The sequence below is a fragment of the Agreia pratensis genome (assembly GCF_900177685.1).
In the GTDB taxonomy this organism is placed as follows: Bacteria; Actinomycetota; Actinomycetes; order Actinomycetales; family Microbacteriaceae; genus Agreia; species Agreia pratensis.
On the sequence record NZ_FXAY01000002.1, the window covers coordinates 833,183 to 846,442 of the forward strand.

Genomic DNA, 13,260 nt, shown 5'->3' on the forward strand with positions numbered 1-13,260 from the left:
TGCTCCGGCATTCGTGGCGGATGGGGGAGTTTCAATGACGCAAGGAGTAGTGAGTGTCGCTCGCTGAGTCTCTCGAGTTCTGGGCAGCGGAGGCCGCAGCGGTTGAGGGCGATCCTCAGCGGGCCGTTGAGCTCGCCCTGTCGATCGGCGAGGTCGCGCCGAGACCTGGCTCCGGCACGACCCCGGCCCTGTTCGATCTGTTGCGTGCGCTGGGCCGTGCTGATCTCACGGCGGCCCGGGTCGTCGAGGCGCATCTGGATGCTCGTGCGATCCTCGCCGAGGCCGGGCACGAACCGCGGGCAGGTACCTGGGGCGTGTTCGCAGCAGAGGGGCCGGGCGTGCGACTCGATGCTCTCGAGTCGAACGGGCGCTTGCGCCTATCGGGCACGAAACCGTGGTGTTCCATGGCGGCGCTGCTCGATCATGCCCTGGTGACCGCCCACACTGCAGAGGGTCATAGGCGACTGTTCGAGGTGGATCTTCGAGCTGAGGGTGTGGAGGTGCGCCGCGGCGAGTGGATCGCACTGGGCTTGCAGGGAGTGCCGAGCGGAGCGGTCGATTTCGACGAGGTCGTCGCATCTCCCGTGGGAGCCGACGACTGGTACCTCGACAGGCCCGGATTCGCGTGGGGTGGAATCGGCGTCGCGGCCTGCTGGCTGGGCGGGGCAGAAGGTCTCGCACAGCGACTGCTTTCGGGCGCGAAGTCGACGAACCGTGAGCCGGATCAGATCGCGCTGATGCATCTCGGCGCGGTCGATGCGGGGCTGTTCGCCGCGCGGGTCGCGTTGAACGACGCTGGCCATCGCATCGACGACGGCAGAGCCGACGCAAGCGAAGGTCGCATGCTGGCCGCCCGCGTGCGAATCGTCGTGGCGACCGTTGTCGACGATGTGCTTCGCCGCGTCGCACACTCGCTTGGACCGGCGCCCCTCGCTCTCGAGGCGGAGCACGCTCGGCGCGTGGCCGATCTCGAACTGTACGTGCGCCAGCATCACGCAGAGCGTGATGAAGCGTCACTGGGTCGACGCATCCTCGCAGAGGAGTCCGCGCGGTGACCTTCGACCATCGAGACGCGGGCACCACGAATTCGGCGTGGCTCGCCTCAGAAAACTGGGCGAGCGTTCCGTCGCTGAGTCTCGACGATGTCGGGCTGCTCGTCGTCGTCGCCGCCCATCCCGACGATGAGACGCTCGGAGCGGGAGGCCTCATTGCGGCGGCGCATGCGGCGCGCATCCCCGTGGCCGTGATCGTCGCAACCGCGGGAGAGCGGTCGCATCCAGAGTCGACAACCGTCACGCCGGAGCGCCTCACCGTGATTCGGCGCGCTGAGGTCGTCGGAGCGATCGACGCGCTCGCGCCGGGGGCGTCGATCCAGCTCCTCGGTCTCCCCGACGGGGAGCTCCGCCAGCATGGTGATTCACTGACGAGTGCTGTCAGGGCCGCGATCGGCGACCATTCTGGGGTTCTGGTCGCGTCACCCTGGCGCGGCGACGGGCATCCGGATCACACCGTCGCGGCCAACGCGGCGGCAATGGCGGCCGAAGCCGCCGGCGCGACACTCGTCGAGTACCCGATCTGGGGTTGGCATTGGGCTGAGCCGAGCTCGCCACAATGGCCGTGGGAGAGACTCCGCACCCTGCCGCTGAGCGCCGAAGCCACCGCGGCGAAGGCCGCTGCGCTCGCACTCCACCGCAGCCAGACCGAACCGCTCTCCGATGCGCCGGGAGACGAAGCGATCGTCTCGTCATCGTTCGCTGCGCATTTTCGTCGCGACTTCGAGACCTTCGTCGTGGCCGACGAGTCGGCCGCGGCGCTCTCGGGCGAGTCGTTGGAACAGAGCTACTTCGATACTTTCTATCAGGGCCGCGCTGATCCCTGGGGGTTCGAGACGCGGTGGTACGAGGAACGAAAGCGGGCTCTCACGCTGGCCGCCCTCCCACGACGCCGTTTCGGTTCTGCTCTCGAGATCGGCTGCTCGATCGGCGTGCTCACGGCCGAACTCGCCGATCGCGCCGACGATGTGCTTGCCACAGACATCGCCCAGGCGCCGCTGGATTTGGCCAGGGAACGCCTGGCCGGCCGCTCAGAGGTTCGCCTTGAACGCCGTGCCCTTCAGCAGGAATGGCCCGATGAGACCTTCGACCTGATCGTCGTCTCCGAGGTGGGGTACTACCTCGCTGCCGATCGCCTGGATGAACTCGTGAGTCGAGCCGCCGCAAGCCTGAACGACGGAGGCATCGTCGTCGCCTGCCACTGGCGGCACCCCGTCAGCGACTACCCCATGCGCGGCGACGATGTGCACGGGGCGTTCCATCGGTCGGCCCGCCTCAAGTGCATCGGGGGCTATGCCGATGACGACTTCCTTCTCGATGTCTTCGGCCTGCCGGGCGCGGTATCGGTCGCGACGGCTGAGGGGCTCGTGTGACGACCCTCATCGGACAGCTCGTCATCGTTGTTCCCGCCCGCGACGAAGAGAAGACGATCACGCGCTGCCTCGACGCCCTCGACGCAGCGGTGGCACGGCTCCGCAGCGCGCGCCCGATGGATGGCCCCGAGGTGCGCATCGTCGTCGTGCTCGACAGGTGCATCGATGGCACGGCCGCCATCGTCGCTCGTCGGCCGAGCGTCGACGCGATTGCGATCTCGGCGGGCGCGGTGGGCGTCGCGCGTTCACGCGGCATCGAACGTGCGCTGGCAGGCGGTGTCGTACCACCGGAGAACGTCTGGATCGCGAACACCGACGCGGACTCGGCGGTCTCCGCCGACTGGTTGTGCGTGCAATTGGAGGCGGCCGAAGCGGGGCACGGCGTCCTGCTCGGTGCTGTCCGTCCTGATGACGAGGGGCTCGAGGCCGAGCGGCTCGCGCACTACCTGCGGCGGCATCCGCTGCGCGAGAGCCACCGCAATGTTCACGGCGCCAATCTCGGAGTGCGGGCCGATCACTACCTGGCCGGGGGAGGGTTCGCCCCCGTATCGACGGGAGAAGACGCTGCGCTCGTAGCGTCGCTGGAGAGCCTCGGGGTCGACGTGGCCAGCACGGCACGCGCCGCCGTGCTCACCTCGTCGAGAGTGCTGGGTCGAGCGCCTGGCGGATATGCGGGCGTCCTCCGCGCCGTCGCGGGCTAGCCGCAGCGATCGCGCACACGCGAAGGGCTACGGCCTCTGCTGCGCCGCGAGAAGCTCGAGGGTGTGTTCCGCTCCCAAGCCGACGCGGGCGTCTTGGCCGTCGTGGTCTGAGGCGATCGGCGACACCATCACCTCGTCGACTCCGTACTTCGCGGCAAGTGCGGTGAGGCGCGGCCACGCGGTCTCGGGCGTTCCGATGATCCATCGTGCCGACTGCTCGGCCACGAGATCTTCCTCCATCGGGTTCAACGTCACGGCCTGGGCCTGCTCGACCGTCATGCGAGGGCCGAGCGCGCCGCCGGAGCGGAGCCTGGCCATCGTGATGAGCTGCGGAAGAGCGAGTGCCTCGGCCTCCTCGTGTGTGTCGGCCAACACTGCGTTGACCGTGAGGAACGTCGTCGGCTTGACGAGCCCTGGAGATGGCTGGAACTCGCGACGGTAGAGGTCGAGTGCGGTGTCGATGCCCGTCTGCCCGAAATGGTGGGCGTAGACGAAGGCGATTCCGAGGCGCGCCGCCAGCTGTGCGCTGTAGGTGCTCGAACCGAGCAGCCAGAGCATGGGGGAGGATTCCGTGCGCGGGGTTGAGCGCAACGCGTAGTCGCGACCGCGCAGCGGAATCACGACGCCGGGTTGCGCGCTGGCGTCGAAAGCGTCGGTGATCGGCGTGTCGTCGGAGCCGAGAAGTCCGGCGACCAGCTCGACGTCACCAGGGAACGAATCCACTCCCGACTCTTCGGCGCGCGCACCACGCAGCATGTACGCGGTCACCGGGTCTGATCCTGGTGCCCGGCCGATGCCGAGGTCGATGCGACCAGGATGCATCGCTTCGAGCAACGAGAACTGCTCGGCCACGGAGAGAGGCGCGTGATTGGGCAGCATCACTCCGCCCGATCCGACCCGGATTCGGCTCGTGTTCCCCGCCAAATGGGCGATCAGCACGGCCGGAGAGGTCGCCGCGACCGCCTCCATATTGTGGTGTTCGGCCACCCAGTATCGGGTGAAGCCGAGCTCGTCAGCCCGTTTCGCGAGAGAGACGGCCGCAGCGACGGAGTCGGCCGTCGTCTGGTCGGTGCGCACGGGCAGGAGGTCGAGAACGGAGAGTTTCAGCATCGTTTGAGTCAACGCTTCGGATGTCCGCCGGTATTCCGTGGTCTCGAATGTGTCGCACGAAACCGGGCAAATGCGGCGAAACCCCTTGCAGATGCCAGGTTTTCGGGCGTGGCCCGCTTAAGGTAACCGTGTGTGGCGCGCCGATAAGAAACTAGATGCAGACGGAATTCCGACTGCGGCCGACGACAACTCGTCGGCCTGGGGTCACCAGACCGCGCCTGAAAAGGCCGGTCGACCTCTCACCAACCTCTCCAGCGAAAGCCGGGTCGAGCCCAATCGAGAACGCTGGCGAGACGAACTCAGCAGGGTAGGCGGAGTATCTCCGCTCATCCACTTCGACGACTCTCCCCGCAACCGCATCGACCTGTCGGCCACCCACCCCGGAGGCCTCGCACAGTTCATCACCGGCAACGCCACGTTGCTCTCGAGCCTCATCCGCGACGAACTGGCCCTGCGCACGGCCCGTCTCGCGGCCGCCGCGATCACCGACAAGGGCGTCGAACTGCGGAGCGTGCGCGGCATCGATGCCGTCAACCTCGGGATCGGCTTCGCCGAATGGCGACTCGAGCAAGAATCCTTCAGCGCTCCCGTGCTGCTGCGCCCTGTTTCTGTGCGCCGCTACGGACGAGACTTCGAGCTCAAGCTGCGCGGCGGCCCCACGGTCAACCCCGAGCTCGTTCGCGCCCTGTCCGAGCAGTTCCAGATCGAACTCGATGCCGACGCCCTCGTGGCGCTCGCGGTCAACAACGGCGTGTTCAAGCCGCAGCCCGTCATCGACCAGCTGCGCGGCCTCACCTCGCAGCTCGCGTGGTTCAGCGTCAGCCCCCGGCTCGCCGTCTCGACGTTCGCCGACGTGAGCCACGCGCTGGTCGACGACGCCGTCGACCTCGCGCATCCGGTTCTCGACGCGCTCGCGGGCAACGTCACCGCCCGGCGCGGTGTGCAAGACGGCTACCACCCGGTCGACGCGACGCCGCAAGACCAGCGCCCGCCGTCGACCGACACGCTCTTGCTCGACGCCGACCCCGAACAAGAGAACGTCATCGCGCAGATCGGCGCGGGTAACTCGCTCGTCGTCAAGACTCTGCCTGGAACGGGCGGCACCCAGACCATCGTCAACGCCGTCGGTGCCCTCATCGCGCAGAACAAGCGCGTTCTCGTCGTGAGCCCTCGCCGTCTCAGCCTGCGCGGCATCGCCCGTCGCCTCACCGATGTCGGACTGCCCGGCGTCGCCGTGTCACCGCGCACGCTTCGCCGTGATCTGATCCAGTCGATCGGTCGCAATGAGAAGGCACGGCAGCCTCATGTCGCCGATGTCGACGAGGCCCTGGTGCGCCTTCGCGGCGTGCTTCTCGACTACCGCAGTTCGCTCGGCCGGGTCGACCCCGTGCTCAAGGTCTCGGTTCTGGATGCGCTTCGCGAACTCGCTCGCCTCGAACTGCTCCAGACGCCTCCCTCCACGAAGGCCCGACTCGACCGTCATGCTCTCGAAGGCCTGGCCTCTGGCCGCGTTCAGGCAGCGAAGACCCTGAGCAAAGCTGCAGCCCTGGGCGAATTCCGCTACGGGCCCGACGATTCGCCCTGGTACGGCGCCGCGTTCGCATCGTCCGACGATGCTCACAGCGCCCACCAGCTCGCCAAGAAGCTGCACAAGTCCGATCTCCCCACGCTGCTCTCCGGCGCCTGGGAACTGATCGGCCAGACCCGCATGCGGCCCTTCGCCACGCTCACGGAGCTCGGCGTCTATCTGCGTCTCCTGCTCGATCTGCGCGAGACGCTCGACAAGTTCCTTCCGGTCGTGTTCGACCGCCCGCTGACCGAGTTGATCGCGGCGACGTCTAACCGTCGCGATTCGCCGCAGCTCTCGTCGACGAGCCGACGTCGCCTGCGCGGCCTGGCGCGCGAGTACGTGCGACCCGGTGTGCACATCGGAGACCTCAATGAGTCTCTCAAGCACATTCAGCAGCAGCGCACCCTCTGGTACCGCTTCGCGGCTGCGGGGATCCCGCCGGAAATCCCCATCGGCATTGCCGACGTGCAGGTCGCCTACCAGCGGGTCACCGAAGACTTGGCTCAGCTCGACGTGCCGCTGGGCACCGTGGGCACGGCCAGGCAGCTCACGAGCCTTCCCATCGACGAGCTCGTATCGATGGTCGAAGGGCTCGCCGCAGACTCCGAGGTTCTCGCCAATCTGCAGGAGCGCACGGCGCTTCTCGACACGCTTCGCGAGCACTCGCTCGACCCGCTGCTGACCGATCTCTCGCAGCGGCATGTGCCCGAGAGCGCTGTGGCCGATGAGCTCGAGCTCGCCTGGTGGCAGTCGGTCCTCGAGCTCATGCTCGCCAACGACAGGGCCCTGCTCGGCGCGAACACCTCGGTGCTCGATCGACTCGAGGCAGACTTCAGGCTGGTCGACGAGGCACACGCCTCGGCGAGCGGCGCCCTCCTGGCCTGGCAGCTCGCCGAGACATGGAGCGTCGGGCTGGTCGACTACCCGGAAGAGGCCGCGGCTCTCAAGAAGACCCTGCGCACCGAGGGCGTCGACGCACAGGCGTTGCACGAAGCGGCTCCCCATCTGGGCCGCGTTCTCGCTCCCGTCTGGCTCGCGTCTCCCTACGAGATCGCAGAGATCTCCGACTCACTGCACTTCGACACGGTCATCCTGGTCGACGCCGGGGCGACCACCCTGGCAGAGAACGTCGGAGCCATCCGACGCGGACGCCAGGTTGTGGCATTCGGCGACCCGGTCACGCAGACCCCGTCGCGCTTCGACATCGCCATCGCGGCGACGCCCGAGTCGGCGAACCGGGCTCAGGCCGAGCAGTCCGTCGAAGAGCTGCATGCGGAGTCCGCGCTGGCCCGTCTGGCTGAACTCGTTCCGACGCTTCCTCTCACACGCAGCTACCGGGCGGGCGGCGAAGACCTGGCAGAGCTGGTGAACCACCGCTTCTACGGAGGAAAGATCGATTCTCTGCCCTGGGCGGGAACCTTCCTGGGTCATGGCAGCCTCGCTCTGCACTATGTCGAGGGTCGCGGCGGTATGCCCGATGCCGAAACCGGAGCGGTCGAGAGCGTCGACGACGAGGTCGATCGGGTCGTCGCGCTGGTGCTCGACCACGCCATCAACTACGCCGGCGAATCGCTGATGGTCATCACAGCCAGTCCGCGTCACGCGGTGCGCGTGCAGCAGGCGGTTCTCTCTGCCTTCGCCAAGCGCAGCGATCTGAGCGACTTCATTCTCAAAGACCGGGCCGAGCCGTTCATGGTCGCCACTCTCGACCAGTCGGTCGCGCAGAGTCGGGACCGTGTGATCTTCTCGGTCGGCTACGGCAAGACCACGCACGGCCGGGTGCTCACGAACTTCGGAGCCCTGGGCCGCCCGGGTGGAGAACGCCTGCTCGCCGTCGGCATGACCCGTGCTCGCCGTTCCATGGACATCGTCAGCTGCTTCCACCCGCATGACATCGACGAGGAGCGCATGGCCCACGGCATCGTGGCACTGCGACAGATTCTCACCGAGGTCGAATCCGGGCCTACGCCTGACACGTTCTCGAGTCCCGGCGATGCACTGCTGATCGACCTGGCCCGACGGCTCGGGTCACGCGGGCTCGACGTGGCTTTCGAGCACCGCGGCAAGCTCACGCTCGTGGCTTCGCACGACGGACGGGCCATCGCCATCGAGACCGACTCCGTGGTGCACGCCACGAGCCTGCGCGAGTCTCTTCGTCTGCGTCCCGACATGCTTCGGCGCCTGGGGTGGCACTACCTGAGGGTGCACAGCTTCGAACTGTTCAGTGATCCCGAGGCCGTCGCCTCGCGCATCGCCCAGATCATCGGAGTGCGTGAGCTCAAAGCTGTAGACCGGCAGCCGATGTCGCCCAGCACCGACGAGACGGCTCCGCTTCCGTTCTCGAGATAGGCTCCCGTGGTGCCGAAAGAGACGAACGACGCCGATTCCGCGCTGCCCGAGCTCACGGTTCGCCGAACCGGGCGTCGTCGGGTTACGACGGATGCCGTGGCCGGCTCAGACCCGGAACCCCAGCGAGCCGACGGCTCGGCCGTAGAGAAGGCCGACGAAGACACGGACGCCTCGTGGGGCGACCCTTCGCCGCGCGGCAGCGACAAGAACGACGACAGGCTGAAGCTCGAGAAGCCGCCGCACTGGTGAGTGCGACGCCAGTCTAGAAGCCTCAGGCGTCGGGGGTAGTGCCTGACGACGACGCCTGCTGCTTGGCCAGCAGGTCGCGGATCTCGGTGAGCAGCTCCGCCTCGCTCGGGGGAGAGGTGACCGCGTCGTCGGGCGTCGGCTGCTGCTTCTTGATGAAGGCCACCTTCTTGAGGTGGTTGATCGGCAGCACGAACACGAAGTAGACGACCACTGCGACGATCAGGAACTTGATGACCGCGGCGAGCACGGTGCCGAGCTGGATCGCGCTGTCTCCGATCGGAATCGGAAGCGCGCCCACGAGATCTTCCGCATGGAATGCTGCCGCGATGATCGGATTGAACACGTTCTCGACAATCGAGTTGACGACGGCGGTGAACGCTGCTCCGATCACCACGGCGACAGCCAGATCGATGACGTTTCCGCGGAGAACGAACTCCTTGAATCCCTTGAGCATGGTGTATCCCTCGTTTCTCTACTTGGCTGAATTGCTGGATGCGGCCGGTGTCGACGATCCACTTGAGCTCGACGAGCCGCTCGAATTACCGGAGCTCGACGAGGTCGACGGCGCCGAGGGCGTGGATGATGACGACGAGTCGCCCGACCCACTCGCCTTGCCCGTGCTGCTCGAGCCGCTTGAGCTGCCCGATTTGTCGCCCGCGCGCGAGTCGTTGCGGTAGAAACCCGACCCATTGAAGGTTACACCGACCGCACTGAACACCTTGCGAAGCTTTCCGGTGCACACCGGGCACACAGTGAGCGAGTCATCGGTGAACGCCTGGTGGATGTCGAAGGCGTTGGTGCACTCGGTGCAGCGGTACGAATAGGTGGGCACGGAAGAAGTCTCCTTGAAAACGATGGAACGGCGTGCCGATCGGCGCGGGTTAGAACGTGTGGATCTGCGTGGGGGTGACGACGCCGTCGACGGGCTGATCGTGGATCTCGCGAGGCACGCTCTCGAGCAGCTCGTCGTCGAAGATCAGCGCGTAGACGGGAGGACACTTCTGCATGCTTCCCAACGTCTTGTCAAAGTATCCCCGACCCCAGCCGAGTCTGACCCCGGAGGCGTCGACGGCTGCGGCCGGGACGATGATGAGATCGACATCGTTGATGATCATGGGGCCGAGAATCTCGCCGACGGGTTCGGGCATGCCGAACAGCCCCTCGGCCTCGGATTCGCCGTCGCCCTGGGTCCAATCGAGCAGCCCGTCCTCCCTGGCGATGGGAAAGAGTGTGCGGATGCCGTTCGCTTGGGCCCAATTGAGGAACTCGCGGGTGTTCGGCTCGTGAGTGGCCGACAGATAGCACGAGATGAAGCTCGCACCCGAATCTGTGACCAGCTTCTGCAGGTTACGGGTGAAGCCCTCGGTGGCGGATGCCCGCTCGACGGACGTTCGAGTTCGACGTCGCTCTCGAAGCTCGGCTCGAAGTGCACGTTTGATGTTGCTCGGGTCGGTGACCATCTAAGAGATTTTAGTTGCATGGATGTATCGACCGTGTTTCGCAATCCGGCGCACCGACCTTGCGGCATTGGATAGCCTTGGCTTTATGGGGACAAAGATCACAAAAGCCGTCATTCCTGCAGCCGGACTGGGAACACGCTTCCTGCCCGCCACGAAGGCACTTCCAAAAGAAATGCTTCCGGTTGTCGACAAGCCGGCAATCCAGTACGTCGTCGAGGAGGCCGTGAAGGCCGGGCTCGACGACATCCTGGTGGTCACGGGCCGCAACAAGCACGCGCTCGCCAACCACTTCGACCGCGTCACCGAACTCGAGGCCACCCTCGAGTCGAAGGGTGACGGCAACAAGCTGCGCATGGTCAACGAGGCCACCGCGCTTGCCGAGATGCACTACGTGCGCCAGGGCGATCCACGGGGGCTGGGTCACGCTGTGTCGCGCGCACGCATGCATGTCGGCCACCAGCCGTTCGCCGTTCTCCTCGGAGACGATCTGATCGATGCTCGCGACGAACTCCTCTCTCGAATGATCGAGGTCGCAGAAGAACGCACCGCCACTGTCGTCGCGCTCCTCGAGGTCGACCCCTCTGTGGTTCACCTGTACGGCGTCGCGTCGATCGAGACCACAGACGACGACGACGTCGTGCGGGTCACCGGAATGGTCGAGAAGCCCTCAGCAGAAGACGCGCCGTCGAACTACGCCGTCATCGGTCGCTACGTGCTGCAGCCCGAGATCTTCGACGTGCTCGAGACGACCGCGCCGGGCAAGAACAACGAGATCCAGCTCACCGATGCGCTCGAGACACTCGCAGCAGACACCTCGATCGCCGGTGGCGTCTACGGCGTGGTCTTCCGCGGCCGCCGCTACGATACGGGTGACAAGCTCGACTACATCAAGGCCATCATCCAGCTTGCGAGCGACCGCGAAGATCTGGGAGGCGACCTGCGCCCCTGGCTCAAGGAGTACGCCAAGGGCCTCTAGCGGCCTCTTCAGCTTCACGACCACTTCAGAAGGAATGACTGTCACCGCCGATGTTTGTTCCCACCCTGTCCGACGGACCGATCGTCATTCGCCCCATCAGGGTGCGGGATGCGCGAGCGCTCGAACGTGAGCTGATGGAGAACCGCGGCTGGCTGCGCAAGTGGGAGGCGACCAACCCGCACGGGCCGATGTCGTTCGACACGAGGGCGAGCATCCGGTCTCTGCAGAGCAACGCGCGAGCTGGCTACGGATTGCCGTTTCTGATCGAATACAACGGCGAACTGGCGGGCCAGCTGAACGTGTCGTCGATCAGCTACGGCTCCGTGTCATCGGCGAGCATCGGCTACTGGGTCTCTGAGCGGTTCGCGGGTAAGAACATCACCCCGACAGCGGTCGCCCTGGCCTCGGACTACTCGTTCTTCCAGGTCGGTCTGCACCGCATCGAGATCTGCATACGGCCAGAGAACTCACCGAGCCTTCGTGTCGTCGAGAAGCTGGGCTACCGCTACGAGGGCCTCCGTCGACGGTTCATCCACATCAACGGCGACTGGCGCGATCACTTCTGCTTCGCTCTCGTCGCCGAAGAACTCCCCGTCGGCGTGCTGGGTCGGTGGAAGAACGGCCAGGTTCCCGCCGGTGAAGGCTCCGTTCCGCTCGTCGATCGCGAGGCGGCGCAACGGGCCATCGAGACGATTCCTCGCTGACCCACGACGAATTGGCTTGCGGGTGTTCGCGACACACGCAGCCAGACGCCGTCAACAGGCCGTCGCTCTCATACCGTAGAGCCATGACAACGGACTGGCTGGGCGGAGGCCTCATCATCGCCGTCGCAGCTGGGCTGTGGCTGATCTACTTCATGCCGACCTGGTCTCGGCGCCGAGAATATCTCGCGACCGAGCGCAACGCGGTGCGACTGCAGCAGACACTGCGCATCCTCGCCGAGACGAGCGAGGTTCCCGACGAGATCCGCGCATCCACGACGGCGCGCAGTGTGGCCGAGCAGCAGCGCTATCTGCGCCAGGTGTCGCAAGACGCCACGCCCGTGGCCGTGCTCATCGCTGCCCGTATCAAGCGTTCGCGGGCCGTGACCAGCGCGATCTTCCTGCTCTCGGTGACGGTGGCCCTCCTCGCGGGGTTCCAGATCACCCTCGCCGGTGCATGGGTCGTCGTCGCCATTGGAGCCTCTGTCGCCTCCCTCTGCGTCGTCATGCTGGGCAAGCTCGCTCAAGCGGGACGCAGTCTCCGCCTCCCCGCTCCTCGCCTCACCGTGCACGACCAGACTCTCGTCGACCACGGGGGATCGTTCCTCGAGGCCGAGCCGGTGCCGGTCGTCGAGCCCGTCGTTCCGAGCGAGTGGACACCGATCCCGCTTCCCAAGCCCCTCTACGCCGCACGCGTCGCTGCGCCGGGCCTCGCGACCGCGTTGCCCTCGGTGGCTCGTGAGGTGTCGCTCGAGATCGAGGCCGATCTCCGTCGGGCCGCATCGGATGCCGAAAACGCGCTGCGCGCCGCGGCTTCCGCCGGGCCCGCAGTGGCGCCCATCGAGCTTCCGCTCGCCCCCGCCGAGCCTGTGGCGCCCCGCCCACCCAGCCGTTTCGCATCCATGGGCATCGTCGACACCATCGACGGTTCTCGCCTCGACCTCGACGAGGTTCTCGCACGCCGCAGGGCAGGCTGAGCGTCTCGTCCGGTTCGGAGTCGCTGCCGCGGTCGTGATAGTCTTCCAAGGCAGTTCCGGGGCATTGGCGCAGTTGGTAGCGCGCTTCGTTCGCATCGAAGAGGTCAGGAGTTCGAATCTCCTATGCTCCACCAGAACAGCACTGAAGAAGCCCCGGTCTTACGACCGGGGCTTCTTCTCTATCAGGGGGAACGACCGCATCGTCTCCGGGAGACCTTCCGCATGGCTACTTCACTCTTCTCGACTAGCGACGACTTCTTTACACACGTCATTGCACCGCGTCCGCTGACGCTGGCCGCACGAGATGCTGTGCTCGACGATTTCTCGCATCGCGGATATATCGCCCGTCAGGAACCCACCGGAATCTCTGTGATCTCCAAGTTCATGATCGGCAACATCTACACGGCTCTCTCCGAGGGAGCAGCCGATGCGCCCGGTCACGTGCAGGTCGTGATGATCGCTCATCCGACGCAGACCGACGATGAGTTCGACTCTTGGGTCGACGTCGTCCAGTCTTGGTCGGCTGCGCTTCCGGCTCGAACACAGGTTGCTATCTCTCGAAAGATAAGGCAGCTCAAACACGTCGAGCGTGGCGTGCCTCTGTCGATACTCCACGATGGTCTGCCCGATCAGATACTGCTCTCGTATCGGCGCCCGAGTGAGTTCGTCGCGGTGATCGAAGGCGACAGCACAAGCCATCGAAGCATCTATGCGACGAAGGGCATCGGATAGGGGCACGTCC

The 13,260-nt window shown here is 66.0% G+C and carries 13 protein-coding genes, 1 tRNA gene and 1 pseudogene; 11 read left to right on the forward strand and 4 right to left on the reverse strand.

All coding sequences use genetic code 11. From position 1 onward, the window contains the following. Positions 1-53: 53 nt before the first annotated feature. Genes B9Y86_RS09420 through B9Y86_RS09430 form a run of 3 tightly spaced genes read left to right on the forward strand, consistent with a single transcriptional unit; the run spans position 54 to position 3,126 of the window. Positions 54-1,055: a hypothetical protein gene (locus B9Y86_RS09420; RefSeq protein ID WP_085485181.1), complete on the forward strand. Its 1,002-nt coding sequence runs from the start codon at positions 54-56 to the stop codon at positions 1,053-1,055. Continuing rightward, complete coding sequence (locus B9Y86_RS09425; RefSeq protein WP_085485183.1) at positions 1,052-2,425, forward strand: bifunctional PIG-L family deacetylase/class I SAM-dependent methyltransferase; 1,374 nt, start codon at positions 1,052-1,054, stop codon at positions 2,423-2,425. Before B9Y86_RS09420 ends, B9Y86_RS09425 begins: the two co-directional genes overlap by 4 nt. Next, positions 2,422-3,126 (forward strand): glycosyltransferase family 2 protein, encoded by a 705-nt coding sequence (locus B9Y86_RS09430; RefSeq protein WP_085485185.1) that lies wholly within the window; start codon positions 2,422-2,424, stop codon positions 3,124-3,126. Before B9Y86_RS09425 ends, B9Y86_RS09430 begins: the two co-directional genes overlap by 4 nt. 27 nt (positions 3,127-3,153) lie before the next feature. On the opposite strand, the gene B9Y86_RS09435 is transcribed toward B9Y86_RS09430, so the two are convergent. Beyond that, positions 3,154-4,236, reverse strand: coding sequence for an LLM class flavin-dependent oxidoreductase (locus tag B9Y86_RS09435; RefSeq protein WP_217809187.1), 1,083 nt, complete (start codon positions 4,234-4,236; stop codon positions 3,154-3,156). Between the two features lie 130 nt (positions 4,237-4,366). Here B9Y86_RS09435 and B9Y86_RS09440 point away from each other — a divergent pair, with 130 nt between their 5' ends. Together B9Y86_RS09440 and B9Y86_RS09445 are read left to right on the forward strand one after the other, a co-directional pair. Further along, positions 4,367-8,155, forward strand: coding sequence for an AAA family ATPase (locus B9Y86_RS09440; RefSeq protein ID WP_244894692.1), 3,789 nt, complete (start codon positions 4,367-4,369; stop codon positions 8,153-8,155). Between the two features lie 9 nt (positions 8,156-8,164). Next, positions 8,165-8,404, forward strand: coding sequence for a hypothetical protein (locus B9Y86_RS09445; RefSeq protein WP_139824829.1), 240 nt, complete (start codon positions 8,165-8,167; stop codon positions 8,402-8,404). A 22-nt stretch (positions 8,405-8,426) separates the two neighbouring features. Here the strand turns inward: B9Y86_RS09445 and mscL are convergent, their stop codons facing one another. After that, positions 8,427-8,858 carry a large conductance mechanosensitive channel protein MscL gene (gene mscL / locus B9Y86_RS09450; protein WP_085485189.1) on the reverse strand — a complete coding sequence of 144 codons (432 nt, stop codon included), beginning with the start codon at positions 8,856-8,858 and terminating at the stop codon, positions 8,427-8,429. Between mscL and B9Y86_RS17865 the strand changes: the two genes are divergently transcribed. Next, positions 8,857-9,081: a hypothetical protein gene (locus tag B9Y86_RS17865; RefSeq protein WP_342351719.1), complete on the forward strand. Its 225-nt coding sequence runs from the start codon at positions 8,857-8,859 to the stop codon at positions 9,079-9,081. The two genes, mscL and B9Y86_RS17865, sit on opposite strands and share 2 nt — an antisense overlap. A 14-nt stretch (positions 9,082-9,095) precedes the next feature. On the opposite strand, the pseudogene B9Y86_RS17870 reads toward B9Y86_RS17865, so the two are convergent. Together B9Y86_RS17870 and B9Y86_RS09460 are read right to left on the reverse strand one after the other, a co-directional pair. After that, positions 9,096-9,236 (reverse strand): annotated as a pseudogene (locus tag B9Y86_RS17870) (FmdB family zinc ribbon protein); the annotation flags it as partial. A 49-nt stretch (positions 9,237-9,285) separates the two neighbouring features. Further along, the gene (locus B9Y86_RS09460) at positions 9,286-9,864 is read right to left on the reverse strand and encodes a 5-formyltetrahydrofolate cyclo-ligase (protein ID WP_085485193.1); all 579 of its coding nucleotides are present in this window, start codon (positions 9,862-9,864) and stop codon (positions 9,286-9,288) included. Positions 9,865-9,949: 85 nt separating this feature from the next. Here B9Y86_RS09460 and galU point away from each other — a divergent pair, with 85 nt between their 5' ends. The 5 genes from galU to B9Y86_RS09485 all read left to right on the forward strand — a co-directional run bounded on the left by galU (position 9,950) and on the right by B9Y86_RS09485 (position 13,250). Then, positions 9,950-10,840, forward strand: a complete 891-nt coding sequence (gene galU, locus B9Y86_RS09465; RefSeq protein WP_085485195.1) for a UTP--glucose-1-phosphate uridylyltransferase GalU — start codon at positions 9,950-9,952, stop codon at positions 10,838-10,840. Positions 10,841-10,890: 50 nt separating this feature from the next. Beyond that, positions 10,891-11,544: a GNAT family N-acetyltransferase gene (locus B9Y86_RS09470; protein ID WP_085485197.1), complete on the forward strand. Its 654-nt coding sequence runs from the start codon at positions 10,891-10,893 to the stop codon at positions 11,542-11,544. Between the two features lie 83 nt (positions 11,545-11,627). Beyond that, the gene (locus B9Y86_RS09475) at positions 11,628-12,518 is read left to right on the forward strand and encodes a hypothetical protein (protein ID WP_085485199.1); all 891 of its coding nucleotides are present in this window, start codon (positions 11,628-11,630) and stop codon (positions 12,516-12,518) included. A 58-nt stretch (positions 12,519-12,576) separates the two neighbouring features. Further along, positions 12,577-12,652 (forward strand) — tRNA-Ala (locus B9Y86_RS09480). Between the two features lie 88 nt (positions 12,653-12,740). Next, positions 12,741-13,250 carry a hypothetical protein gene (locus B9Y86_RS09485; protein ID WP_085485201.1) on the forward strand — a complete coding sequence of 170 codons (510 nt, stop codon included), beginning with the start codon at positions 12,741-12,743 and terminating at the stop codon, positions 13,248-13,250. Positions 13,251-13,260: the final 10 nt, after the last annotated feature.

What these genes read in the sequence shown, in the direction of transcription:
- B9Y86_RS09435 (WP_217809187.1), bottom strand. Translation starts at nt 4,236, where the DNA reads ATGCTGAAACTCTCCGTTCTCGACCTCCTGCCCGTGCGCACCGACCAG.
- B9Y86_RS17865 (WP_342351719.1), top strand. Translation starts at nt 8,857, where the DNA reads ATGGTGTATCCCTCGTTTCTCTACTTGGCTGAATTGCTGGATGCGGCC.
- B9Y86_RS09460 (WP_085485193.1), bottom strand. Translation starts at nt 9,864, where the DNA reads ATGGTCACCGACCCGAGCAACATCAAACGTGCACTTCGAGCCGAGCTT.
- B9Y86_RS09485 (WP_085485201.1), top strand. Translation starts at nt 12,741, where the DNA reads ATGGCTACTTCACTCTTCTCGACTAGCGACGACTTCTTTACACACGTC.
- B9Y86_RS09470 (WP_085485197.1), top strand. Translation starts at nt 10,891, where the DNA reads ATGTTTGTTCCCACCCTGTCCGACGGACCGATCGTCATTCGCCCCATC.
- mscL (WP_085485189.1), bottom strand. Translation starts at nt 8,858, where the DNA reads ATGCTCAAGGGATTCAAGGAGTTCGTTCTCCGCGGAAACGTCATCGAT.
- galU (WP_085485195.1), top strand. Translation starts at nt 9,950, where the DNA reads ATGGGGACAAAGATCACAAAAGCCGTCATTCCTGCAGCCGGACTGGGA.
- B9Y86_RS09475 (WP_085485199.1), top strand. Translation starts at nt 11,628, where the DNA reads ATGACAACGGACTGGCTGGGCGGAGGCCTCATCATCGCCGTCGCAGCT.